27 protein-coding genes and 2 pseudogenes are annotated in these 24,270 nt (G+C 63.0%); 8 read left to right on the top strand and 21 right to left on the bottom strand.

From position 1 onward, the window contains the following. Positions 1-2 precede the first annotated feature (2 nt). Positions 3-2,747: a hypothetical protein gene (locus tag DT068_RS15085; RefSeq protein WP_119390697.1), complete on the top strand. Its 2,745-nt coding sequence runs from the start codon at positions 3-5 to the stop codon at positions 2,745-2,747. A 203-nt stretch (positions 2,748-2,950) separates the two neighbouring features. On the opposite strand, the pseudogene DT068_RS15080 reads toward DT068_RS15085, so the two are convergent. From DT068_RS15080 to DT068_RS15010, 15 genes and pseudogenes are all read right to left on the bottom strand, one after another. Next, a pseudogene (locus DT068_RS15080) lies at positions 2,951-3,235 on the bottom strand (class I SAM-dependent methyltransferase); the annotation flags it as partial. A 50-nt stretch (positions 3,236-3,285) separates the two neighbouring features. Then, entirely contained in the window at positions 3,286-3,408 is a 123-nt protein-coding gene (locus DT068_RS28385; RefSeq protein WP_368904743.1) for a hypothetical protein, read from the bottom strand. A 115-nt stretch (positions 3,409-3,523) separates the two neighbouring features. Next, positions 3,524-4,264, bottom strand: coding sequence for a cytochrome c biogenesis CcdA family protein (locus tag DT068_RS15075; protein WP_119390695.1), 741 nt, complete (start codon positions 4,262-4,264; stop codon positions 3,524-3,526). A gap of 77 nt (positions 4,265-4,341) precedes the next feature. Then, positions 4,342-5,025 carry an SCO family protein gene (locus DT068_RS15070; protein ID WP_119390694.1) on the bottom strand — a complete coding sequence of 228 codons (684 nt, stop codon included), beginning with the start codon at positions 5,023-5,025 and terminating at the stop codon, positions 4,342-4,344. Between the two features lie 55 nt (positions 5,026-5,080). Beyond that, complete coding sequence (locus DT068_RS15065) at positions 5,081-5,365, bottom strand: hypothetical protein (protein ID WP_119390693.1); 285 nt, start codon at positions 5,363-5,365, stop codon at positions 5,081-5,083. Beyond that, positions 5,358-5,786: a hypothetical protein gene (locus tag DT068_RS15060; protein ID WP_119390692.1), complete on the bottom strand. Its 429-nt coding sequence runs from the start codon at positions 5,784-5,786 to the stop codon at positions 5,358-5,360. Before DT068_RS15060 ends, DT068_RS15065 begins: the two co-directional genes overlap by 8 nt. Then, a complete protein-coding gene (locus DT068_RS15055) occupies positions 5,783-6,436 on the bottom strand; it encodes a TlpA family protein disulfide reductase (RefSeq protein ID WP_119390691.1) in 654 nt (217 codons plus the stop codon). Before DT068_RS15055 ends, DT068_RS15060 begins: the two co-directional genes overlap by 4 nt. Next, a complete protein-coding gene (locus DT068_RS15050) occupies positions 6,433-7,047 on the bottom strand; it encodes a DsbE family thiol:disulfide interchange protein (protein WP_119390690.1) in 615 nt (204 codons plus the stop codon). Before DT068_RS15050 ends, DT068_RS15055 begins: the two co-directional genes overlap by 4 nt. A gap of 33 nt (positions 7,048-7,080) precedes the next feature. After that, positions 7,081-7,518 (bottom strand): DUF411 domain-containing protein, encoded by a 438-nt coding sequence (locus DT068_RS15045; protein ID WP_119390689.1) that lies wholly within the window; start codon positions 7,516-7,518, stop codon positions 7,081-7,083. Positions 7,519-7,549: 31 nt separating this feature from the next. Further along, on the bottom strand, positions 7,550-8,254 hold the full coding sequence (locus tag DT068_RS15040; protein ID WP_119390688.1) for a c-type cytochrome: 705 nt from the start codon (positions 8,252-8,254) through the stop codon (positions 7,550-7,552). Beyond that, on the bottom strand, positions 8,251-9,792 hold the full coding sequence (locus DT068_RS15035) for a multicopper oxidase family protein (RefSeq protein ID WP_119390687.1): 1,542 nt from the start codon (positions 9,790-9,792) through the stop codon (positions 8,251-8,253). Before DT068_RS15035 ends, DT068_RS15040 begins: the two co-directional genes overlap by 4 nt. A gap of 496 nt (positions 9,793-10,288) precedes the next feature. Beyond that, a pseudogene (locus tag DT068_RS28380) lies at positions 10,289-10,513 on the bottom strand (MerR family DNA-binding protein); the annotation flags it as partial. Positions 10,514-11,024: 511 nt separating this feature from the next. Next, positions 11,025-11,201, bottom strand: coding sequence for a hypothetical protein (locus DT068_RS28055; protein WP_162914212.1), 177 nt, complete (start codon positions 11,199-11,201; stop codon positions 11,025-11,027). Between the two features lie 53 nt (positions 11,202-11,254). Further along, positions 11,255-11,494 carry a helix-turn-helix transcriptional regulator gene (locus DT068_RS15015; RefSeq protein ID WP_368904776.1) on the bottom strand — a complete coding sequence of 80 codons (240 nt, stop codon included), beginning with the start codon at positions 11,492-11,494 and terminating at the stop codon, positions 11,255-11,257. Positions 11,495-11,763: 269 nt separating this feature from the next. Further along, positions 11,764-12,834, bottom strand: a complete 1,071-nt coding sequence (locus tag DT068_RS15010) for a tyrosine-type recombinase/integrase (protein WP_119390683.1) — start codon at positions 12,832-12,834, stop codon at positions 11,764-11,766. Positions 12,835-13,014: 180 nt separating this feature from the next. On the opposite strand from DT068_RS15010, the gene dusA reads away from it, so the two are divergent. The 4 genes from dusA to DT068_RS14995 all read left to right on the top strand — a co-directional run bounded on the left by dusA (position 13,015) and on the right by DT068_RS14995 (position 16,557). Continuing rightward, positions 13,015-13,977, top strand: a complete 963-nt coding sequence (dusA, locus tag DT068_RS15005) for a tRNA dihydrouridine(20/20a) synthase DusA (RefSeq protein ID WP_119390682.1) — start codon at positions 13,015-13,017, stop codon at positions 13,975-13,977. A gap of 139 nt (positions 13,978-14,116) precedes the next feature. Then, positions 14,117-14,290, top strand: coding sequence for a hypothetical protein (locus DT068_RS28050; RefSeq protein ID WP_162914211.1), 174 nt, complete (start codon positions 14,117-14,119; stop codon positions 14,288-14,290). Between the two features lie 119 nt (positions 14,291-14,409). Next, the gene (locus DT068_RS15000) at positions 14,410-15,489 is read left to right on the top strand and encodes an autotransporter outer membrane beta-barrel domain-containing protein (protein WP_162914210.1); all 1,080 of its coding nucleotides are present in this window, start codon (positions 14,410-14,412) and stop codon (positions 15,487-15,489) included. Between the two features lie 27 nt (positions 15,490-15,516). After that, positions 15,517-16,557, top strand: coding sequence for a hypothetical protein (locus DT068_RS14995; RefSeq protein ID WP_119390680.1), 1,041 nt, complete (start codon positions 15,517-15,519; stop codon positions 16,555-16,557). Positions 16,558-16,569: 12 nt separating this feature from the next. On the opposite strand, the gene DT068_RS14990 is transcribed toward DT068_RS14995, so the two are convergent. From DT068_RS14990 to cobS, 5 genes are all read right to left on the bottom strand, one after another. Continuing rightward, positions 16,570-17,550 (bottom strand): NAD-dependent epimerase/dehydratase family protein, encoded by a 981-nt coding sequence (locus tag DT068_RS14990; protein WP_119390679.1) that lies wholly within the window; start codon positions 17,548-17,550, stop codon positions 16,570-16,572. 145 nt (positions 17,551-17,695) lie between these two features. Further along, a complete protein-coding gene (locus tag DT068_RS14985) occupies positions 17,696-17,905 on the bottom strand; it encodes a cold-shock protein (protein WP_119273608.1) in 210 nt (69 codons plus the stop codon). 79 nt (positions 17,906-17,984) lie between these two features. Continuing rightward, complete coding sequence (locus DT068_RS14980; RefSeq protein WP_368904742.1) at positions 17,985-18,260, bottom strand: DUF1289 domain-containing protein; 276 nt, start codon at positions 18,258-18,260, stop codon at positions 17,985-17,987. 46 nt (positions 18,261-18,306) lie between these two features. Next, positions 18,307-18,861 (bottom strand): retropepsin-like aspartic protease family protein, encoded by a 555-nt coding sequence (locus DT068_RS14975; protein WP_119390677.1) that lies wholly within the window; start codon positions 18,859-18,861, stop codon positions 18,307-18,309. Positions 18,862-18,952: 91 nt separating this feature from the next. Then, a complete protein-coding gene (gene cobS / locus DT068_RS14970; RefSeq protein WP_119390676.1) occupies positions 18,953-19,750 on the bottom strand; it encodes an adenosylcobinamide-GDP ribazoletransferase in 798 nt (265 codons plus the stop codon). 65 nt (positions 19,751-19,815) lie between these two features. Here cobS and cobT point away from each other — a divergent pair, with 65 nt between their 5' ends. Next, positions 19,816-20,841 (top strand): nicotinate-nucleotide--dimethylbenzimidazole phosphoribosyltransferase, encoded by a 1,026-nt coding sequence (gene cobT / locus DT068_RS14965; RefSeq protein WP_119390675.1) that lies wholly within the window; start codon positions 19,816-19,818, stop codon positions 20,839-20,841. An 8-nt stretch (positions 20,842-20,849) separates the two neighbouring features. Here cobT and DT068_RS14960 read toward each other — a convergent pair whose 3' ends face one another. Next, on the bottom strand, positions 20,850-22,364 hold the full coding sequence (locus DT068_RS14960) for a sensor histidine kinase (RefSeq protein ID WP_119390674.1): 1,515 nt from the start codon (positions 22,362-22,364) through the stop codon (positions 20,850-20,852). 108 nt (positions 22,365-22,472) lie between these two features. Between DT068_RS14960 and DT068_RS14955 the strand changes: the two genes are divergently transcribed. Further along, positions 22,473-23,099, top strand: a complete 627-nt coding sequence (locus tag DT068_RS14955; protein WP_119390673.1) for a uracil-DNA glycosylase family protein — start codon at positions 22,473-22,475, stop codon at positions 23,097-23,099. A gap of 54 nt (positions 23,100-23,153) precedes the next feature. Then, positions 23,154-24,245 (top strand): iron-sulfur cluster carrier protein ApbC, encoded by a 1,092-nt coding sequence (gene apbC, locus DT068_RS14950; protein ID WP_119390672.1) that lies wholly within the window; start codon positions 23,154-23,156, stop codon positions 24,243-24,245. Positions 24,246-24,270 lie beyond the last annotated feature (25 nt).

Below are 24,270 nucleotides of genomic sequence, written 5' to 3'. Positions count from 1 at the left end.
CGATGACGACAACAAGCGGGAACTTCACGTTCGACGAGAACAGTATCTTTGAAGCGAATGTCGCGGCTTTCTTCATTCACATGGGGGAAGGGGACGTCGCGCTCGCTGCAGAACTGCAGCTTCAATTCAAGGCGCTGTCACAGGGCACCTACAACCAGCAGGATATTCTGAACGACTTGTTTGCTGCCGCCGAGAAACCATCCCCAGCGACGAACGCGAGCGCGAGTGGATCGGCTGCTGTCGGCCAAAGCGCGACGGCGGCCGCCGCCGCCGCGATCTCTGCGACTGGTTGGTTACTTGAGGGCCTTTCGATCGAAGGCTTTCGCGGCATCAACAATCAAGGCAAGCCGCTCGAACTGAAGTTTCATGTCGACAAGGTCAACAGCATCTCGGCGGTGAACGGCGTCGGCAAGAGTTCTGTCTACGATTCGGTCCGGTACGCGATCTGCGGCGCGGTTCCGTGGCTTGAAGACTTGCCGGCGAGTGAGCGCGGCGCTGATTACTATCTGAATAAATTCAACACGTCGGGCACAGCGACGATCACGCTCAAACTGATCGCCGAGCCGGGTGGTCAGCAAATAGCCATAACGGTCAAGCGGGATGCGCAAGGCAATCGCACCGTATCATCGACTCCGTCGGCAGACGCTGAGGGCATTTTGCGATTGCTGAACCGCGAATTCGTCCTTCTCGACGGTCATACGTTCCAAAGTTTCATTTCAGCGAAGCCCCTGGATCGCGGTCGCACCTTCTCGGGCCTCCTCGGTCTCGCCCAATACAGCGCCATGCGCCAGTCGCTTGCGGCGATCGCGAACACGCGGGCCTTCAATAACCATTTTGCGGTAGCCGAGCATGCGCAGCTTCGCGGCCGGGAGGAGAAAGGAGCGACGGACGCGCGCGCCGCCATCGCGGCAGATTATGCGGTGCTGGTAGGGCAGCCTTTGGCGGCACAAAGTGGTGCCGACGCACAGGCGAAGTGCCACCATGCTCTGGAACAGATCGGCCCACTAAAGCCGCTCTGCGAGAACAAGGTTTTTCGCGACATCGACGTCAATGCCTGCATAGAGGCGGTGAAGGCGGCCGAAGGCGGTCCCAAGCGGGATCGCCTGAGCGAATGCATTCGGGAGCGGGCGGAGTTGAAGAAACTCAACGCCGAGGCTCCGAAACCCGAGCGCGCGACCGCGCTTTTGGCGCTCGCAAAGGCGCGCGATCAGGCGCTCGCGGAAACCGCCGGCGACCTCATGTTGACATTGTTCCAGGCCGGGCAAAAGGCGCTTGGTCTGCCGGAATGGAGCGATCCGGCCCTGTGCCCGCTTTGCGATCAGAAGGGCTCGCACGACCTGAAAGCGCATATCGCCTCCAAGCTCTCGCAGTTCGATGCCCTGGAGCAAGCTGGCACGGCGATCGCGAAAGAATGGGGCGAGGCCGGGTGGTCCGATCTTGTCGGACTGGAGTCGAAGTTGGAGGAAAGCCCCGATAGCAGGCTAATTGCGAAGTCACGGCCGCGCGCTGAGAAAGGAGAACTCGCCTCCCAGGACGCGGGGAAGCTGGCGGAGTGGCTGAAAACGTTACGCTCGCGCGCCGATCAGAAAGAGCAAGATCTCGCTGCCGAACAAGACGCTCTTGAGAAGGAGCTGCCGCCATCCTCCGTTGAGGTTACGCGCAAAGTCGAGGCAGCGCGTCGCCTGCAGACCAACTGGTGCAAGCTTGCCGAGGCTGAAAAAGCCGCCGGCGCCGAACAGGTGCGGGAGGCCCTGGTCACGCGGGTGAAGCGCTTCCTTGATTCCGCCTCCGATTGCTTCGGCGCCGCGGAAGGCGCTCTAAGTAAGGCGCGGTTGACCGCTGTCGATCCGGTGTTCAGGTCATATTTCGACAAGCTCTCGTTCTTCGGCGTTGTCCCGACCGTGACGAAACGTGCGAACAGCGAAGATCTTCAGATCGCGCTCGCGGATTTCCATGGGCTGCCGAATCTTTCGCCGCAGGCGTTGCTTTCGGAGAGTTTCCGCAACGCATTTGCGATTTCTCTCTATCTTGCGGCCGCGTCTCTTTATGGCGGGCTGCCGAAGTTCATCGTGCTTGACGACGTGACGTCAAGCTTCGACGCGGGCCATCAGAATTTCCTCGTGGAGCTGCTGAGAACGACATTCGCGCGGCCGGCCAACGTTGGCGGGCTGCAAGTCATTTTGCTCAGCCACGACACCATGCTCGAGAAGCTGTTCAACAAACACAGCAACACAGGAACCTGGTGGCATCAGCGGCTGGAGGGCGTTCCGCAGCTCGCCGTTTTGCCGCAGGCTGGTGCGGTTAACAAGGTGCGCGATCAAACGATCTCGATGCTGCAGGCGGGCCAGGTGGATTTTGCCAAAGAAGGAGTCCGCCAGTATCTCGAATACCGGCTCAGCGATCTGATCAGCCGGCTGCGCATACCGGTGCCGGTCGACGTTGCGTTCAATGACAACAAGCAGTTGGCGCACGAATTCTTGCAGGCGATTGAAGCGGCGGTGAAATTACACCAGGCTGCCAACTCTCTCGTGCTTGACGCGGCGCAGGTCGCTGGCCTGAACGCCAACATGGCGGCCATCGTCGGAAATTTTCTCAGTCATTGGGGTACAGGGCAAACACTTAGCTTCTCTGGTCCATCCCTGCTGGGCGTGATGCAGTCGATTGATAAATATTGTGAGTGCTTCACGTTCGAGCCGAGTCCCGGCGCGCCGCGGCAATTCTATAAGTCGTTACACCAGCGTACTTGAGGGCGCACAAACTTTGGTCCGCAGCAAACGCCTGGCGCGCGCGGTCAAACTCGACATGGTCGAAGCCGGTTGGCGACCGACGGCCGACACCCTATCTCGGCCGTATCACCAAGAGCCGGATCCTAGAGACGGTGCGCGAAGCGTAGGGAGAACCGTTGCCGCTCAGTTTCCCAAAGCGATCCATGCTTCCGTCAGCAAAGCTTTTCCAGGGGGATTGCTTCGGCCGAACCCTCGACGAACGTGATAGATTTGGATGAGCCCCTTGCTGCGCGCTCGGCCATGGTAATGAGCCGCGGCGAAGGATCGAGCCCGAGGATCTCGGTGACGTTTGATCGATAGAATGGAAGGTTCAGGCCCGAGCCGATACCGATCTCGAGCACTCGGCCCTCTGCCGCCGAAATGACGCGCTCCCGGTAGGGAACGAGATAGCGGTTGCGCATCGAAAGATGCACGAGATGCGGCAGGATGCGGTCCTCGTAGAATCCCATGCCTGGCTTCCTTCAATTCCTGGCAGCGGGGGCTCGTGTCCGACGCGCCCTTAAGTCCTCAAGTACTTGATTAACGCGGCAACCCCGAGGACGAGCGCGACCAGAACCAGAATCCAGATCACCGTCATGCCGCCCATCATCCAGCCCACGCCGTCCATCATGCGATCCATCATCGTGGTCTCCTCATGTTGGTCACTGATGCCCTGTCCGGGCACTGCCGCATCAATCGCCTGAACTGGTTTGACTGCTAGACTCTGACGGAGGTTGACCTGTTACAACTAGGCCGGTTCAGCCGATCGTGGCCAGCACCGGGAAGACGTCGAGCAGCCAATACGCAAAGGCGGATAGCCGACCCGTAATCATGGCGAGCCCCATCAGGATCATGATCCCGCCGGCGGCCATCTGCAGTAGACGCCCGATGCGGCCAATCGCCTTGAGGCGGGCAGTCAGCACGTTGGTGAACAGGGCCGCCAGCAGGAACGGCACGCCGAGCCCAAGCGAATAGATAGCGAGCAAGGTGACGCCGCTGGCAACGGTTGCCGAGGCCGCGCCCACGGTCAGGATCGCGCCGAGAATCGGACCGATGCACGGTGTCCAGCCGAAAGCGAAGGCAAGCCCGAGCACGTACGCCGAGATCGGCCGACCGCTTGGAAGCATGGAATGGAAGCGCGCGTCGCGCATCATCCAGGAAGGGCGGACGACACCGGCCAGAAACAGTCCAAAGAGAATGACGATTGCGCCACCGACGATGTTGAGTTCGTAGCGATAGCTAATCAGAAGCTGGCCCAATGCCGTCGCACTTGCGCCTAGAACGATGAAGACGGTTGAGAAGCCGAGGACGAAACAGAGGCTGAGACCCAAAGCCGGCATCCTGAGCGCGATGGCGCCGCCGGTCGAATTCTCAATAGCGCTGCGGCCTGCGACGTAGGAGACGTAGCCAGGCACGAGCGGCAGCACGCAAGGCGATAGGAACGAGATCAGGCCGGCGGCAAACGCGGTCAGGATGCCGATATTGGAGATTTCAGGCATAGCTCAAGACGTCCTGGCTTCGAAGCGCGTTCCTGCTGCCGATCTTTCGCCTCCGCACGGGCCGTGGGTCGGGCATGTCAGAACCAATCCTTCATCCGTTCCCACAGGCTCCTGTCCCGCTTCGGTGCTTGGGCATTGGTCAGGCCGTTGATGTACAGGACCATGTTCACCGGCTCGAAGCGCAGGCCGTGAAACTTCGCGGCTAGGCGACCACCGCGATCGATGATGTGCGTCACCATTCCGTGCATCTGCAGGCCGTCTTCGGTCTTCACGAACTTGAGCCCGTACTCGCCTGCCAGCTTCCTGGTTACGTCTTCGGGTTGGCCGGCCTGCTTTGTGAGAAAGATCCAGTTCGACGAATCGAGCCCGTGCGCCGGTCCGTATCCCTTCATGACCTCGGCGGTATCGTTCGCCGGATCGGTTGTGATGGTGACGAACTGCACCATGCCTTTCATTGGCGTGTCTTTAATGAGAGTCTGGATTTCGGCGATCTTCTCCGCATGCAGCGGACAAACGTCGGGACAGCTCGCATAGATGAAGTGAAGGACGACGATCTTGTCGGCGAAGTCCGACAATCGAACGCGTCGACCCTCGGCATCGGCGAGCTCGAAGGATGGAGCGGGCTTGTCGATCGCCTGGAAATACTTCTCCTTGTCGCCCATCACCTCGTCGAGATTGGTCCCCGGATGGTGAGCCGACGCCGGCGCTGCGAATGCCAAAGCGGCGAGGACCGTAGCGAGCAGGGCTCGGAAGCTACGCATGGCTGTATTCCTTTTTTAGTGCGGGTGGCGGCGCTCAGTCGCCCACCGGACTGCCTCAGCCATTGCTGTCCGGCTTGCGCGGCGTATCGATGCCGCGGTCGTTGGGGGCGCCGGAGCCACGATCGTTCATCATGGACTGCATCATGGTGTTGCAGCTCTCCATCATTCGGCTCATCCGACCCATCATGCCCATCATGCCACCCTGGCCCATGATCCCGTTCTCTATCATGGGTGTGCGCTCACCGGTATTTCCGGAGCCCTGGGCAAAAAGGGCGGGCGCTACCGCGAGCCCCGCGATGATTGCGGCGGTGGCGGCGAGGATCTTCGTGGACTTACGCATCGTGCATACTCCTTTGGGTGGTTTCGGATTCGGGTTCGCGCAAAGCAGCCGGCAACTGCACGAGAACGCTCGCCTGGCATTCGGTCTCCGCCGGCGGTTCGGCCAGCGACACGGGTGCCGTGACCTCGACGGCCGAAGGCTTGAGCGTCTTTTCAGCTGCCGCCTCGGTTGCGCAGGAGCGACCGGCCATTCGGTTCACGCACAGGCCAAGCGCGCACATCACGAGGCAGGGCAGCGCGGTGATGAGCAACGGCGCAATACCGGCTGCGACCAGCCAGCTCCAGTTGAAGGCGAGGCCGGTGGCGAGAGCGATGGTCGCCAGGGCGATAAGCCCGCGGCCGCCGAGGTAGTAGCGGAGCGCATAGAGAATGTCGCGGGAGAGCGGGGTCTCGGTTGCTTCAGGTGATCTCGTATCTGTCATGGGGCTTTCTCCTTGCTTTCGATTTTTGCCGCGCCGCCTTCGGGAGCCGGTGCTGAACCTCGGTCGCGCCCAGGCGGGACGTCGGCAGCTGGCACGTTTTGCTGCTCTGTCTTCTCAGAACAGGAGTTCTGACCGAGATGACCGCGGATAAACGCGACCATCTCCGGCGTATCCCAATCGGCTGGCCCGACGAGACGCCCGATCTCGCGGCCCTCGCGATCGATCAGCAGTGTCGCCGGCAGGCCGAAAATGCCGAGTTCGCGCAGCGCCTTGCCGCCCTCGTCGATGTAGAGGGTAAGGTTCTTGATCCCGATCTCGCCGAAGAACTTGCGCACGACATCGATGCCCGCGCGATCGATCGAGAGGACAACGACCTCGAAACCGGGCCCGCCGAGCCCGGCCTGTAGGCGGTCGAGCGTCGGCATCTCCTTCCGGCACGGACCGCACCAGGTCGCCCACACATTGAGCAGCACGACCTTGCCGTTGAAATCGGAAAGGCTCTTGGGTCGGCCGTCGCCATCCTTGAACCGCAGCTCCGGGAGGGCCTTCGGCTCCTGATGCACCACGAAGTTCTGCGGCGCCTCCGCTCCCAGCGCAGGTCCGGCGAATGCAAGCACGACAGCGAAAAGGGCAACAGCGAGTGACCTCATCGTTGCGCCTCCGTCGCTTCCGCCCGGAGCCGAGCGATCAGAGGCAGGATTGTGTTCGCAAGAGCCTCCTCGCTGACCGGCCCGATGTGCTTGTAGGCGATGCGCCCGTCTGCGCTGACCACGAAGGTCTCGGGCACGCCATAGATGCCCCAGTCGATGGCGACACGGCCATTGAAGTCGGCGCCTGTGCGAGTGTAGGGATCGCGCAGCGTGTCGAGCCATTTGGCCGCGTCGTCAGGCCGATCCTTATAGTTGATGCCGTGCAGCGGTACGGTCTTGTTCGCGGCAATGCGCATGAACAGAGGATGCTCCGCGCGGCACGCCACGCACCAAGAGGCGAAGACGTTGACGAGCGACACCTCACCGCGGAGATCGCCGCTCGAGAGGCCGAGGATTCGGCCCTTGACCGGTGGCAGGGTGAATTCCGGAACGGACCTGCCGATCAGCGCCGAGGGAATCTCCTGCGCGTTGCGCGTAAGCCCCCAGGCGAGCACGACAGCCAAAGCGGTAAAGGCTGCGATCGGAACGACGTAGAGCAGGCGACGCCGCGATGCTTCCACCTCGCGAGTGGAGCTATTAGTCAAGTCCACCGGTGTTGTATCGTGTGTCATCTCGTCAGGTTTCCTAGACGTGTCACGGCACCCTCATTCCGTGGCGTAGACAGTGGGCGCCTTGCCATCCTTTGTGACGGCGTAGATCGTGAAGGGAACGGTCTTGGCGCCGGTCATGCCGGGCGAGCCCATCGGCATGCCGGGCAGGGTGATGCCGGCGATGGCAGGGCGCTCCCTAAGGAGCTTGTTGACAGTGTTCACCGGCACGTGGCCGTCGACGACATAGCCGTCGATGAACATCGTGTGGCAGCCCTGAAAATCCTCAGGCACGCCGGCCTTGCGGCTGATCTCGGTGAGGTCGTTGGTCGGCTTCACCTCCACCTTGAAGCCGTTGGCGCGCAGATAGTTTGCGTAGCCTTCGCAGCAACTGCACTGCGGGTTCTTGTAGAGTGTGGCTTTGCGCACGTCCTCGGCGTGTGCGCGGGCAAGTCCCAGGAAAAGCAGGGAGGCGATTGCGAGAAGTCGAAGCATGACAAGGTCCTTTCGGTCGAGGTTGTTGCGTTCAGCATTTTTCCGCGACGAACCGCTCGAGCTCGTCGATGCTGGAGAAGATCACGGAGACACGGTCGCCCATCATGCCGGCGCCGGTGATGACCGGCTTGCGAGGTGCAGGCCCGGTACCGCGGCTATCCACCTTCAGGCGGACATTCATTTCCCAGTAGGGGGTCTCTCTGCCGTCGGCCGTCGCGATGAAGTAGCTGTCGGCGCAATGGCGGATCGCGGTGACTTGCGCGTGTTCGAGAGCGCCCGACAGCGGTTCCGGTTGCTGACCACGGACATAATCAGGAGGCACGAGCTTCTGCTCGACCACCGTCTTCGCCCCACCCTGGGCCATGGCAATTCTCAGGAAGGCGATGAGATCTGCGCGGTCCCGATCACGCTCAATTCCGCGGAATACCATGTACGTGCCCGGCACCATTGCATTCGGATCGGCAAGCCAGGCGTTCACCGTGTCCGCATCCCAGGAGAAGTCGGCCGACTTCAGCCCGGGCGAATAGCGAACGAAGCTATCGATCCTGCCAGCCGGCCGGTCCCAGAGTCCTGCGAGGCTGGGGCCTGTCAGGTGAACGCCAGGTTCCAGCGAATGGCACGCGACGCAGGCGCGATAGAACTCGCCGCCACGCTTGGCATTGCCGTCGGCTGCGGGTGCGCTGTTCGCCGAAAGGAGAGCAAAGCCGACGGAGACGGATGCGATGAAGCGCTTCATGTCTTGCTTCTCCCGCCACCGACACGCAGCACCGTCATCAGCCCGGCGGTCTGATGATCCGTGACGTGACAATGCAGCATCCAGTCGCCGGGATTGTCGGCGACGAAAGCGATGTCGACCGAGTCTCTGGGCGCCATGAGCACGGTGTCGGCCCATTGGTTGTGCGGGACCGGCGCTCCATTGCGGGCAAGCACTCGGTAGCTGAAGCCGTGCAGGTGCATTGGATGCCACCAAGCCGTGTCGTTCCGCAGCGTGATGACGTGGTTTTGCCCTTGCGCGAGCGTGACGAGCGGCGGCATGCCGGCGTGCCCATCGCCGGTCATGGAGTTACCGTTGATGGTCCAGACGGCACGGCCGTGCCCCATCATGCCGCCCATGCCCTGCATCATGCCGCCGCCCATCATTCCCATGCCGCTCATCATGCCGCCCTCGAGCTTCAGCTCGTGACGTTGGGCACTGGAAAGATCGGGCTCGGGCAGCGGGTTGGCTGGCAGGCGCAACGGGGCATCGGGAGGGTCGCTGCGCAGCGGCGGGTCATCGGTGTAGGCGAGGTGGGTGAGCCAGTAGGCGAGACCCTCGTAGAAGTCGTCGATGATCCGATAGCGCCGGCCCGGCTCACCCACCATGTCGAGGACGACGTCGGTGCGCATGGCGGGACCGAGCAGGAGGCGGCCGCCCACAGGCTCATGCGGATCGCAGGGCTGGCCGTCGGTCGCGATCACGACCGGCCGATGGCCCTCGAAGCGAAGCGCCATGATGCGCGCGAGCGAGGCGTTGACGAGGCGAAGGCGGATGCGCTCGCCGGCACGCACCGGTTGATCTTCGGGGACGACGCCGTTCAGCGTGACGGTGTTGCCGATCCGGCCCGACATTGCGGCTTCCATGCGGTTGCCGAAGCCGGAGGCGATCTGGCCACCTGATGTGAGGCGCCAGTCGGTGACTACCCACAGCATCTCGCGATCGACGACGATGGGCTCCCGCTCCTCGATGATCAGTGCGCCGGCAAGCCCGCGCCCGAGCTGTTCGAGGCTGTTGGCATGCGGGTGGTACCAGAACGTGCCGGCGTCAGGTGGCGTGAATTCATAGGTGAAGGTTTCGCCTGGTTTGATCGGCGCCTGGGTCAAACCGGGCACGCCATCCATGGCATTCGGCAGACGGATGCCGTGCCAATGGACCGTCGTATCCTCGTCGAGCCGGTTCTCGACGACGATGCGAACCGCCTCACCCTGCTTGAGGCGAAGCGTTGGGCCTGGGATCGTCCCGTCATAGGCCCACACCGCGGTTCGTGGGCGATCCCTGTCGATGAGCAAGGCCTTTGCTGGCGCGGCGACGATACGAAGTTCGTTTCCCGTGGCGGCGCGCGACGGCCGGACGAACGGCAACGAACTGACGGCAATGCTTGCGCTCGCCAGGAGAAATCTCCGACGCGAGACGAGACGACTTGATCTATTGTTCACTCTCGAACCCTTCTGCGGTCTCGGTGCGCGGCGCAGGTCGCCAGCGCTGAAATGCCGGCGTCGCCGCTCGCGACGCGCCATTGCGTGCTCAAGCACGCGTGGGCGCACTCATGACGCAGGGATCAGCCGTCTATGACAGCCGACAATGCGTCAGCCGAGATCGCTGGGTTTAGGAGGGTAGGGGTCAGGCCAAGCGGTTCGTCCGCTCAGCACCGGATATGCCGCTGGCTGCAGAGGCGAGAGGAAAACTCCCGCGACGCTCGGTACGTGGGGCAGCAAGGCAAGGACGGGAGCCATGCAGTTGGGCGGGCACGAGGCCATGGCGCCATCATCACCCCCACCGGCTGGACAGCCCTGACAACCGTCGTCTGAGGAACCGCTCATGTCGGAGGACATGGTCATCTTGGCCGCCATGTCACTGGCCTGTACAGCCGACAGGCTCATACCCACCGTCACGAAGACGGCAAGGAATAGTGCCAGTATCCGCCGAATGGGCCGATGCGTCATAGCACTCCTAGGATACGGCAAAGCCTCGACGGGACAAGGTCGATCACGGATGTGTGACCATCCGATGCACTCAAGTCGATCCGAGCTGACGCTGCATCTGATCGGGCGGCGTAGCGTGCGGTGGGCCTAAAGCCGCAACGATCCGGCAATCTGCGATAGTGCCGCAACCGCACCGTCCGATGAAGTCGGCAAGCTCCCGGCGAAGCGCTGACAGATCCGAGATCTTGCGATCAACCTCGGCGAGATGCTGTTTCGCGATGGCGTCGACACCCTCACAAAAGCGATCGTTCTGATCGCCACGCTGTTTAGCGCAACCACGCTCTGGATGGCGATCCTGGCCGAAACCCGACTGTGATGGTAACCGCGAATGCGTTGCGCCTGCCGCGCTTTCGCGGAAGTGTCGCCTAACGTGAGCCGCCGCGGTCAGCTTGGATGCTCTCCTGCCTAGAGTCGAAACCATGGCAAGGTCAGATATATGCAAGCGATCATCGCAGCTACCGGGACGACCCATACCAATCCTGCCCAAACTCTTGTCGTCCACTGCGCGGGTATCGCAGCGGCCACGATAGCGAGGAGGAACGCGCCCAGAGCTGCACTGGCGGTCCACCCGTACCAGTACATAGCGGGATTGATGAATGCGACCGCGGGATCGACAACATCCCTGGCGTGGTGTGTGCCAGGAAGGATCACGCCGATCGCCGGATAGACGGTGAAGAGTGCAAGATCGGCTTTCACCGCGATCACGTAGAGGACGGCGAAAGCGACTCCGTATACGCAAGCGAAAAGGCGGAAGCGGGGCGACGGCGTCACGATGCAAAGCCCATGATGTTGTTGAGGACGTGGCCAATTAGGAAGCTCCACCAGATGATCACCGCAAGGATCGAGGTCAGTGCGACACGGGTTTGCGCTGAGTCCTTGGAATCTTGCCGGCGCCAGAAAAGCCAGTAGGCAGGCAGCAAGGCCAAGCTTTCAATGGCGGCCACTGCTGCTCGGGAGCTATCGCGCCATGCGGGGCGATAGCTCTGTCGAGGCAGACTCAACGCTTCTTCATCGGCCGCGTCTTGCGCAAGCGAACATCTGGGGATGGCGCCTTCCTGATGCGGCCAGCCTCGCTGTCCTTGCGGCGCTGCCTAAGCCAAGTCTCGACTTCGCCGAGGTCCCACACTACGCATCGAGGTGTGAGATAGTAACGGCGCGGGAATTCGCCTCTGATCTCCATCTCGTAGATAGTGGTATCGGCAAGCGGAACGATCATATGCAGCTCGTGTCGGCGAATTGTCCTCGGTAGCCCAGATAGAACTGTAGGAGGGCCGGCATGCTTCGGCGGCTCCGCTGGCTTGTCGATCTCGTATGAGCCCATAAGCATATGAATGCGATCTGGGTTTCTGGTCATGTCTATTCTCCATTCTTGCAGGAGGAGATGACATGACAGTCGAGTCGCAGGTTCCCGTCGATGTTGTAGGTAAAACGGGCGCCAGTTGTGAACACAGCAAGTTTGTTCCGCCGAAGCGCGGGGTTCCCAGCAGATTTGCGCGAACCTCGATCTCAATTCGCGCTGATAGCCATTTGAAGGCCGGTCCAGTTAGCGTATTTGTCCCCTGTTTCTCGAATGTGAGTATAGCGCTTGAGGCTGACCCATGATCGGTGTCCGCTGACCCCAGCGACGTGAGGAATATTCCAGCCCATCTCGAACAGGCGTGAAATTCCCTCGTGACGCAGATCGTGAAAATGCAAGTCTTCGATGCCAAGCAGCTTGCACGCGCGCGTGAAGTTGGCGGTGATAGCATCGGTGGAGTAGGGAAAGATTTCCGGCTTCCTCTTGGGCATGCTTTCAATGACCTGCATGGCCTCCGGCGGAACGTCCACCCAGGTATCATTGCCGATCTTCTCACCAGGGTGCTTCATGTCTCGCACCATCACGCGCTTGTGCTCTTTCTGGAAGTCATCCCAGGCAATGCACGTGATTTCCTCTTGGCGGCGAGTTGAGAAGAGGGCGAAGACAATAACCTTGTGCATCGGCATCGCTTGGGGAGCACGCTTGCGCCTATCGATGAAGTGCGCCAACAACCTGTCCAGTTCCTCAAGCGTTGGTCGGCGATCACGTTGGACGGAGCGCGAGATAATGCCCAAGCGGCGTGCGACCTTGATCGCGTCCTTCATCTCTCGATCATCGAGGCTGTAATCCCACATCGGTCGTGCAATGGCGAAGATCGCAGCAAGATGACTGGCGTAGTTGCCGACAGTTTGTGGTTGGGCCGTCAGTGATTGCATGAACTCGATGATATCTTTCGACTTGATCGTCGAGCAGGGCATATCGGCGATGGGAAACTTCTTGATCGCTTTCAGCACTTGGGCCTTCGTGCGGCCAATCTGCTTGACGGATTCCTCGATGTAGCGATCGATGGCTTTCGCCAAGGTTGCGTCGGCCGTCTTCACGCGGTCGATCACGCCTGGCTTCGCGAGCTCGCGTTCACGCTGCTTCATCCAAGCAGTTGCCGCCGGCCGCCTGTCAAAGGTCTCTGTCTCATGGTAGGTCACGCCATCCCGCATCACCCGCACGCGCGCGCGATAGGCGACGCTGCCGTTTTTCCGCTTGCGTGGCGAGATGGTACCCATGTCCCACTTTCTGATTTGGTCCACGGGAATTATATTTGGTCCACGGGACCAAATCTAGGGTCAAAACGGCCGGATTTGGTCCAAAACGAGCGGCAATGAGACGTGAATAAAGTGGCACAAGATATTGATAAAACTCACGGTACAAGGTATTTTGCGCCTCACAGATTTTCCGTCGCCCCCATGATGGACTGGAGTGACCGGCATTGCCGGTTCTTCCACCGCCAGATGACGCGCCATGCCTTGCTCTATACCGAGATGGTGACCGCCCAGGCGATCCGCCATGGCGACCGCGAGCGCCTGATCGGTTTCGACCCCGACGAGCAGCCGGTCGCCCTGCAGGTCGGCGGCAGCGATCCGAAGCTCCTGGCCGAGGCGGCGAAATGGGGCGAAGACTTCGGCTATTGCGAGATCAATCTCAATGTCGGCTGCCCGTCGGATCGCGTGCAGGAAGGGCGCTTTGGCGCCTGCCTCATGGTCGAGCCCGGTCTCGTCGCCGAGGGCGTCGCGGCGATGCGGGAAGCCGTGTCCGTCCCGGTCACCGTAAAATGCCGGATCGGCATCGACGACCAGGACGAGGATGAGGATCTCGACCGCTTCGTCGCCACCGTGGCGGCGACCGGATGTGGGACCTTCATCGTCCATGCCCGCAAGGCCTGGCTCGAAGGACTCTCGCCCAAGGAGAACCGCGAGATCCCGCCGCTCGATTACGAACGCGTCTATCGCCTGAAGAAATCGCGGCCCGGGCTCACCATCATCATCAATGGCGGCATCGCTTCATTGGATGAGGCGGAGGCCCATCTCCCGCATGTCGATGGCGTCATGCTGGGGCGCGCCGCCTATCACACGCCGTGGATTCTGGCCGATGTGGATCACCGCCTCTTCGGCGAGGCGCCGCCGGCGCTGACGCGCGCCGACATCGTCGCGCGCATGAAGCCCTATATCACCGCCGAGCTGGCAAGAACGCCCGGACTGGCGCGCATCACGCGCCACATGCTGGGCTTGTTCCATGGCGAGCCGGGCGGGCGCTTCTGGCGCCGCGTTTTGTCCGAGAATGCGCATCGCCGGGGTGCGGGTGTGGAGATCGTGGACCAGGCGCTGGCGGCGGTGGCCGAGCAGGTGCATCGCCTCGAAGCGGCGGAGTGAGCTGCCGAGCAGGCGTTTGATATCTCCGCTTAGGCTACCGGCGCTTTCAGACCGAAGTGATGCTCGCCGTCATCGCCGGGTTGATCGCACCGGTACGGTTTCCGGGGAACAATCGCGCCACACTTGTCGTTCATGATCTATGGCCACGATCCCCACGCCCGAACAACCCGACCTGCCGGAACCACCGGCGCCGCCGGATCAACCCATCCCGCCGGAACCCGGCCGCCCGCTGCCCGGTCCCGAGATCGAGCCGCCCGACCGGCGCAAGAACCGGCCGATCATCGAGCCCGAGAAGGACGGCGGGAAGCGATAGGCGCGCGAACATCGCGGCTTGCCTTGCAACCCTGACTTAGTGTTAATGGAGACAAGACGGGCTGATTTGCCGGGCCAGCTGCAATGAAACTGCGTGCCTTACTGGGTTTTTCTGCAATCGTGGTTCCTGTCCTGGGCCTTCCGGCCGGGACCCGGGCCGTTGCGGCGGATTGCAGCGGCATATCGGGCGTCAATGAGGTCGACAATTCCGAAGTGAATGCCTGTCTGAAGCCCGTCGTCAACGCGCGGGCGCTGATCGCCGTTTCGGATGCCGTGCAAAAGGTCATCGCCGGTCAGCTGCTGGCCAATGGCGGCGATATGCCCGAGCCCGCCGGCCTTATGCTCGAAAGGCCCGAAGATGTCGCTGCCCGCCTCGCCGGCGATGGCCGCATCACGGTCGAGCCTACCGCCGATGTGCCGGCAGAGCCCGCCAAGCAGCGCCTGTGGAACGCCTGGATCGACGGCAAATACAGCTGGATCGAAGGCAGCAACGATCTGGACGACAGCAAAGGCCCGCTTATCAACGGCATGATCGGCATCGATTACCGGCTGTCGACTGGCGCGGTGCTCGGTCTTCTCGGCACCTATGAGACCTCGCGGCTCAAGACCGGCGGCGTATTGCCCATCCGCCAGACCACCGAAGGTTGGGGCGGTGGCGCTTATGTCGGCGTGACGGTCACCCCCAATATCGTCTTCAGTGGCCTTGCCACCTATGCGGCGATCGACACCGATCTCGATCTCGCCAGCAGCGGCGAGACCGATTCCGACCGCGTCCAGCTCTCGGCCGGCTTCACCGGCTACTGGTATTTCGGCACCACGCGGCTGTCGCCCTCGGTCACGCTCGCCTGGTCGAAGGAATGGCAGGATGAGTATTCCGACGGCATCAATCCCGCACAGAAATTCGAGACCGGGATCCTCACCGGCGGCACGGTGCTGGGCCATACTTTCGCAACCGGCGGCGCCACCTCCGTCGAGCCCTGGGCGGGTGCCTTCATCGACTACACCTTCCTCAATGAGACGGATACGGAAGGGCTCGGCACGGACTCGATCGATGAGCAGGCCGATCTGCGCCTGCAGGCCGGATTGACCCTCAATCTCGCGACCAATATGCAACTGACCCTCACGGGCGAGACGGCGGGCCTTATCGTCGATGAGACCGACTCCTATGCGGGCCAGGCCAATTTCGCTATTCAGTTCTGAGCGTCATCAGCCATCCGGCAATCTCACATGAAAATTCTGTTTGCGATGCTGCTGCTGGCGGGCAGCTTTCTGGCGACGCCGGCTGCCGCCAATGTCTCCTGCGATGGCGCGGCCACGCTCGTCTGCACCGACAGCGCCTTGCGCGCGCTCAATGAAGATCTTGGCGCCCGCGAAGCGCTGCTCAAGGCGGCGGCGATGCATCCGGCCTTTCGCAGCGAGCTGGCCGAGGCCAATGAAGACTGGGAGGCGGCGATCGAGGATTGCGCCGCCTCGGCCAATGCGGCGGCTTGCTATGGCAAGCGGCTGACCCAGCGCATCGCCGTATTCGATCTTCTGAAGCGCCTGTTTGCCGGACCGCATCTGCCACAAAGCGCGGTCGAGGCCTGCTCCGCGCGCGGTGCCGCCTCCAATGCCTGTTATGATGGCCTCTTCGCGGCCGCCGACACGGTCTATGCGATCACCGCGCGCGCTTTCCAAACATCGCTCGCCGCCGTCAATATTCAGACGCCGACCGCGCCTGATGGCGGCACCCAGGCGTCGACCGCGGAGGAGGCCTTCCGCGCCTGGCGCACCGCCGAGTGCGCCGCTCTCAGCCAGAGCCCGATGATCGAGCAGGGCGAGGCGGGCGGCGTCATCGCCTGCCAGATCGATCTCACCTGGCGCGAGCTCTCAGGTCTTGCAGCCTTGCTGGGCCGCCAGCCGCACTGGTCGGAACGCATCCCCGACTATGCGCCGCGCATCCGGGCCTGCCTCGACCGGGGCCGAGACGATGACGTCGATTTGCGGGTCGTTGACATTTTCATGTCCGAAGACGGTGAGGTCATCCGCCTCATGGGATCGCGCGGCCGCTATGATTGCTCGGCGCTGGCGGGCACGATCTCCTCCTTTGCGGCGACGCAAGGCCGCTCGGTCCGGCCCGGCGAGGGAGAGGCGGCCTTCATTCCGGTGCAGGGCTTGCGGCCGCCCGAGCAGGTGCTGGCGGCGAAGGCCGGATGCTATGAGACGCAAGCGGTCATTGTCGCGGAAGCCAGGCTTTCCGGCTGGGTCGCCGTCTCGCATTGCGAATAGCGGAGAAGGCCGCTATCCGACATACCAGATCTTGCGCGGATCATCGGCGGCGCGCCGATAGGTGAAGGCCGCTTCGATCAGCGCCCGCAAGTCGAATAGCGGCTGCCAGCCGAGCACCGCGCGCGCTTTCGCATTGGAAAGCGCATTCGAGTGGAAGCGAGACCTGATCTCGACCGGCTGCATCCCGCGGGTCTCGCGCAGGATCGCTGCCGCCTCGCCATAATCGACCGGATCCGTCATCGCGACATTGAACAGCTGGCCGCGGGCCGCGTCATTGTCCACCACAATGGTCATCGCGGAGACGAGATCCTCGACATGGACGAAATTGCGCTTGAGCGGCCGGTTGTTGATGTCGAGCAACAGGGGAGCCCGGTTCTCCGCCGCATGGCGCAGATTCTCCTCGGGCGGCATCAGCTCGTCCCACAAGGGGCCGCCGAACTGGTCCGTCCCAAAGGCAAGCGCATAGCGGAAGTCGTCCTTCTCCATGATCCAGGGCGCCCTGAGGATCGTGCCGTTCAAGCCATACTGATGGCGGTATTGCTCGACCATTTCCTCCTCGAGCACCTTCGAAAAGGCATAGACCCCGGGATAAGCGCGCCGCGGCGAGGTTTCCGTGACGGGCTCGGGATAGTCGACAAAGCAGTGCCCGACCGCCGCATCGCCGCCCACCAGCACGAGCTGGCGCAGCGTCCGGCTGGTGCGCGCCGCTTCGAGGAGGAGGAACAGCCCCTTGATCGAGACATCGATCACCTGGGCCGGATCTTCCTTCACCGTCGCCAGATGGAATACATGCGTGACGCCGTCCATGGCGCGCGCGAGGACGGCGCTGTCGGCAATCGATCCTCGGATGATGTCGACGCGCTCATGGGGGGCCACCGTGCGATTGTGGCAGAGCGCGGTGATCCGGGCCTGGGCGAAAAGGGGATGGGCAAGCACCCGCGCAATGAAGGTCTGGCCAACCTTGCCGGTCGCTCCCGTCACCAGGAAACGCATGATCCACCTCCCATGATGGGCACGACCCATCATTGCCGCAGAAGCCACGCTTTCGGGTTAGTTAGGTCTCGCTTTGGAAAGGACGCCCCCGAGGCGTCAAAAGATCCGGCAAAGCGCGAGGACTTTGCCGATCAGTAGTCGGTACTTAAAGCGGCTTGAGATTGACGGCGGAGCTCTTGCCCCGCTTGGGATCCTGTTGCAGCTCGAAGGAGATTTTCTGGCCTTCATTCAGCCCGGTCAAACCCGAGCGCTGCACTGCCGAAATATGTACAAACACGTCAGCGCCCCCACTCTCCGGCTGTATGAAGCCGAAGCCCTTGGTGGTGTTGAACCATTTAACCGTGCCAACCGGCATATTCGTCCTCCACTCCTTCACAGCCACCCGGCTGCGACCGCGCTAAGATAAGGAAATTTTAGACTTGTGCAACTTGATACTATTCGAGCCCCAGCCGGCCCCGTCGGCCGCCTTTGCGCCTCTTGCGCAATGTGAGGGTCGAGACCCGTTCGGGCAGGGTGGTCATGATCTGCCGCCGATCGGCCGAGCTCATGGCGAGCCAGCCCCCGATTTCCCCACGCGTGCGACCGCAGCCCACGCAAAATCCGGTCTCCGGGTCGATCACGCAGACCTTGATGCACGGGGTTTCGATCTCTTGCGAGGCAAGCGCGTTCATGGAAGCCAAAATAGGCTTGTCTGGGGGTGTGGCAGGCATGGAAACGGCATCGTTGTGCTGGAAAACGCCATGCCGGACAAGGGGCTTAGTCTTTGAGATAGAGGACGCCGTTCTCGATCCTGAAGCTCGACAGCCGGCCGAGGAAGCTCATGCCGAGCAGCGATCCCCGCATGACGCCTTGCGGCAGGACCATGCCGTCCACGTCACGCACCCGGACATTGTCCACCTCGACGCGGCGCAGCTGGACACGGGCTGCCTTCACGATGCCATTGGCCGTGCTCACCGGCACATCGTAATCGAGGCCATGCGGCCGCAAGCCGACCTTCTCGGCATCTTCATAGGAAAGGGCCACGCCGGTGGCGCCGGTATCGACCATGACGACGATCGTCGTGCCGTTGATGTCGGCCTTGGCGATATAGTGCCCGCTGCTGTCGGCCTTGAGCTCGGTGGCGCTGAACAGCTGGGGTTCATCGAGGCTGGGCCGCAGGCCCTCCACCGTTTGGGCTTCGATATAGGCCTGCAAACCCGCCGCCAAGGCGATGACCGCGAGCGTCGGAAGGGCGATGCTCGGCCGGTTGATCAAGCGCGTCGCGATGAGCGCGGCGGCGATCAGGGCAAAGCAGGTTATCCAGATCATCATTCTCGGACTGCCTGATGAGACTAAGGACTGTCAGTCTTCACAGCCTGCCATCAAGGAGGGGTAAAGGCGGAAGCCCGCTCCGCAGTCGTGGTTAAAAAAGGGTTGCCGCCGCCGCGGCGATCATCGCCGTCTCGCTGGCGAACTGGACAGCGCCGCAGATATCGCCGGTATGCCCGCCGATCTGACGCATCGCCAGGAAGCGCACGGCGCCCGCCGCCACCGCCCCGGCGCCGGCCACGACCAGGGCCGGAACAAGCCCATAAGTGAAGAGGATCAGCGCCAGGGCCAGGCCTCCCCCGATCAGCAGCGCATTCCGGGCGGTGAAATCCGAAGGTTGGCCCGCCCCATGGGCCACGCCATCGCTGCGCGCCGGCGGCGTCGAGGCCATCAGCCAGACGATGAGGGCACGGGAAAACCCGCCAGTTGCGGCAAGCAGCGCCATGAGCTGGAGCCAGGACCCCTGGGTGAGCGCCGCCAGGCAGGCGGCCTTGACGAGCAGGCCCAGGATCAGGGCCAGAACCCCATAACTCCCGATATGGCTGTCGCGCATGATGGCGAGCTTGCCTTCGCGGTCCTTCCCGCCACCCAGCCCGTCGGCGGTATCGGCAAGGCCATCCTCATGCAGGGCCCCGGTCAGGAGAGCCAGCGCGGCGAGGATCAGGCCGGCGGCGGCGAGCGGGGGAAGGCCGAGCCCGGCCAGCGCCGCAAGCCCCAATCCCGCCAAGGCACCGATGAGCGCGCCGGCCAGGGGAAAGGCCCGCATGGCCTCGGAAAGCGGCACGAAGGGCAATTCGGCCGGCATCGGCAGGCGGGTCAGAAAGCCGACGCACGCCGCGAGGTCGGCGGTCCAGCCTTTCACAATGTCGGTTCCGGAGCGACGGGAAGCCATGGCGCGATCATTATGCGGCGGCTATCAGGGGGGCAACATCCCCCCGTGCCAACTCAGGAAAAAATATGAACGCGACGACCGGCCTGCCCTTTGACGATATCCGCCGCCTGCTCCGGGATTTGCCGGGACCGGACGAGGAGGCTGCCGCGGCGGTGCGTGCCCGCGACCGGCGCCTGACCAAGCCGCCGGGCGCGCTCGGCAGGCTGGAGCACCTGGCCGAATGGCTGGCCCTCTGGCAGGGACGCCACAGCCCCAGGGTGGAGCGTCCGGTGGTTGCGGTCTTTGCCGGCAATCATGGCGTCGTGAATCAAGGTGTCGCGGCCTATCCGCAGGACGTCACGAAGCAGATGGTCGCCAATTTCCAGGCAGGCGGCGCTGCCGTGAACCAGATCTGCAAGACCTTCGATCTGGGCCTCAAGGTCTTCGAGCTGGCGCTCGAGAAGCCGACCCGGGACATCACCGAAGCCGCCGCGATGGAGGAGGCCGAATGCGCTGCGACCATGGCCTATGGCATGGAGGCCGTTGCCGGCGGGGCCGACCTTTTGTGCATTGGCGAGATGGGTATCGGCAACACGACCATTGCGGCGGCCATTTGCCATGCCCTCTATGGCGGGAGCCCGGCCGACTGGGTGGGCCCCGGCACGGGTGTCGACCAGGAGGGTCTCAAGCGCAAGGCCGATGCGGTGGGGCGCGCGGTCGCCCTCCATGCCGGCAATCTCAAGGACCCGCTGGAAGTCCTGCGCCGGCTGGGCGGGCGCGAGCTCGCCGCCATGGCGGGCGCCATCCTCGCCGCCCGCCATGCCAAGGTTCCGGTGCTGATTGACGGCTATGTGGCGAGCGCCGCCGCCGCCATCCTGCATGCCGCCGCACCCGCGGCGCTCGACCATTGCATCGCCGCCCATTGCTCGGCCGAGCCCGCCCATCGCCGGCTCCTGAAGCATCTGGGCCAGGAGCCGCTGCTCGATCTCGGCATGCGTCTGGGGGAAGGCTCGGGCGCCGCACTTGCCGCCGCGTTGATCAAGGCGGCGGCCGATCTGCACAACGGCATGGCGACCTTTGAAAGCGCCGGCGTCAGCGACAAGGAAAGCTGATAAAGCGATCAGCTCGTAATGGCGATCAGCTTGCGCTGGCTGGCCGAGGCGGCGGCATCCGCGACGATCTCGGCGCGCGGTCCGCTGAGCACGCGGGCAAGCGGGAAGACGACCGTTGCCTCGGTGCCTTGGCCCGGCTTGCTGCGCAATTCGAAGCGGCCGTCATGCATGGTGATCAGGCCCTTGACGATGGGCAGGCCGAGGCCCGCGCCGTCGACGGCCTTCTTCACCGCGAGCGAGCCTCTGGCGAAGGCCTGCATCGCCGTCTCGATTTCCTCCTCCGGCATGCCGGGTCCGTTGTCGATGAAGCTGACCGCGATCTCGCCCGTCTCGCGATAGGCGGCTCTGACGGTGATCTCGCTTCCGTTCGGCGAGAACTTCGCGGCATTCGACAGGAGGTTGATCCAGATCTGCCTGACGGCGCGGCGGTCCGCCATCACTTTAGGCAGCATGGGCGGAATGTCGAAGACGAGCGTCTGCGCTCTTTCCTTGAGCCTGAAGGCGACGAAGTTCCGCACATCTTCAAGCGTGTCGCCGATGACGAGCGGTTCATCGCGGACGTCGCGGCGTCCCGCCTCGATACGCGTCAGATCGAGGATGTCGTTGACGAGGCTCAGCAGGTAGCTGCCTGAATTGTGGATGTCATCGGCATAGGTCTTGTAGGCGGAGACCTCGTGGCGTCCGAACATTTCGCGGCTGATGATCTCGGAGAAGCCGAGAATGGCGTTGAGCGGGGTGCGCAGCTCGTGGCTCATGGTGGCGAGGAACTGTGACTTGGCCTTGCTGGCCTCCTCGGCGCGCTGCTTCTCGCGCTCGGCATCGGCCTTCGCGGCTTCCGCCCGGTCGCGCTCGACCACGAGCCTGGAGACGAGCTCCTCCTTCTGCGCCTTGAAGATCAGCATGTCGCGCGCCGTCTCTTGCAGCTTGCGTGCCAGCAAGACGAAGAAGATCTGGCAACCGATGGCGAGGGCACCCAGTCCGGCGTAAAGATATCCCGACTCGCCAAGGCAGCGCAGCGCCAGGGCGAAGGTCATGAGGCCGGTGCCGGCGACGATGATCGGCATGAAGTTGGCCGATATCATGATGCGCGCGGCGATCATGACCATCAGGCACGCCACCATGAAGACATGCTGCAGGTCGGTGGCGTTGTCCCACAGCAGGAACAGGGGGGCCGCCCAGCAGGCGGCGGTCAGGAACTCCGACGCCGTCATGATGCCCAGCCATTCCTGGAACTTGGACTTCGTCGGCTTGGCCCTGAGATAGAACCGGCACAGGCAATACTGGATGAGCTGGCAGCCGAGCGCCGAGGCGAACCAAGTCAGTGTCTGGTGCCAGGGCGTCCACAGAAGGGTGATCGACGCAAAGAGGACAGCGAACAGGGGGAGCGCCAGGATGACTTTGATCTGGTTCTGCGCGAACAGCGTGAGCAGGTCGCGCTCCCACGGTATGGTTTCGCTATCCCCCAGAACGACGCCGTGTTCGATCCCATCGGCGGGAACTGTCTTTGCATCCGTCATCAGCATGGTGGCCTGCGGAATTTTCGCCCATTAAGTCGTCCCGTGGCGCAGGATAGACGAGCCGGCTTAAAGCCCTGTTCGAGAAAACGCTAAAAATGATCTTATGTGTTTACCATGCCACGGAAATTTGAGCGTCTGACCCGGCGCATAAGGGCCTGCCGCCTGTGCATCGAAGCGCCGCGCGGCCGCCCCCTTCCGCACGAACCGAGGCCGGTTTTCCAAGCAAGTTCAACGGCAAGGCTCCTGATCGCCGGCCAGGCGCCGGGCACCAGGGTGCATGCTTCGGGGCGGCCCTTCACCGATCCCTCCGGCGTGCGGCTCAGGCAATGGCTGGGGATGGACGAGACCCTCTTTTATGATGAACGCCGTGTTGCCGTCGTTCCCATGGGCTTCTGCTTTCCCGGGCAAAATGCCAAGGGCGCCGATCTGCCGCCGAGGCGCGAATGCGCGCCCGCCTGGCGCGACGAGCTCATGTCGCATCTGAGCGCGATCGAGCTCATCGTCTGCCTGGGCCGACCAGCCCAGCTCTGGCACATGGGCGATCTTGCCGGTGCGGATGTGACGGCCGCGGTACGCAACTGGCGCCTGGCTCTTGCCCTGCGGCCACGCGTGCTGCCGCTGCCGCACCCGTCATGGCGCAACAATGCCTGGCTGAAGAAGCACCCATGGTTCACCGATGAGCTTCTGCCGGTCCTGCGCCAGGAAATTGCAGCTCTCTTCCCTGCGCACGGGTCTTCCTGACTTTGGCGTCGCCGAAGTCTTCAACTTTGGCAGGATTTGCTCTAAGCGAGGCCGATGGAAAAGATCACGCGCGAGAAGATACTGGAGGCTTTGGGCCACCTCAGGCTGCCCGGCGCAACGCAAGATGTCGTCTCGGCCGGGCTCATCAGCGACATCGTCATCGCCAACAACCGGGTGATGTTCGCGATCACCGCCGATGCCGCGAACACGGCCGCGATGGAACCCTTGCGCCGCGAAGCCGAGCGCGTTGTCGCAAGCCTGCCCGGTGTCGAGAAAGTCATGGTGGCGCTCACCGCCGAGCGCAAGCAGGCGCCGCCGAAGACGGCCAATCTGCGCGCCGGCATCCCGGGGCTTCGCCATATCGTGGCGGTGGCATCCGGCAAAGGCGGCGTCGGCAAGTCGACCATGGCGGTCAATCTCGCTTTGGCATTGAAGGCCAACGGCCTGCGCGTCGCCATGCTCGATGCCGATGTCTATGGGCCTTCGCTGCCCAAGCTGCTCGGCATCATGGGCAAGCCCAAGGCCGCCGACATGCAGGGCAAGCTCATGCAGCCGATGGAGGCCTACGGTCTCAAGGTCATGTCGATGGGCTTCCTCGTGCCCGAGGACACGCCGATGATCTGGCGCGGCCCCATGGTGATGTCGGCCTTGATGCAGATGCTGCGCGATGTCACCTGGGGTGAGATCGACATCATGATCGTCGATATGCCGCCCGGCACGGGCGATGCACAATTGACGCTGGCCCAGCAGACGCCGCTGTCAGGGGCGGTGATCGTCTCGACGCCGCAGGATCTGGCGCTGCTCGATGCCCGCAAAGGGCTCAACATGTTTCGCAAGGTCAGTGTCCCGGTGCTCGGCATCATCGAGAATATGAGCTATTTCATCTGCGGCAAATGCGGCGAGCGCCATGAGATATTCGGCCACGGCGGCGCCCGCGAGGAGGCCCACCGTCTGGGCGTGCCGTTCCTGGGTGAAGTGCCGCTCGACATGGAGGTGCGCGCCCGCTCCGATGCCGGCGAACCGGTCGTGGCGACCCTGCCGCAGGGCGTGCATGCGGCCATTTTCCGCAAGATCGCCGAGGAGGTTTGGGCCCAGGTCGAGACCGGAACTGTCCGGAAGTCACCCCGGATCGTGATCGAGGACTGATTTTTCCAAGCCTTGGCGTTCACCC

The organism is Taklimakanibacter lacteus (assembly GCA_003576695.1).
GTDB classification, from domain to species: domain Bacteria; phylum Pseudomonadota; class Alphaproteobacteria; order Rhizobiales; family Aestuariivirgaceae; genus Taklimakanibacter; species Taklimakanibacter lacteus.
Note: the sequence above shows the minus strand (reverse complement) of the source record. Positions and strands in the feature narration are given on the sequence as shown.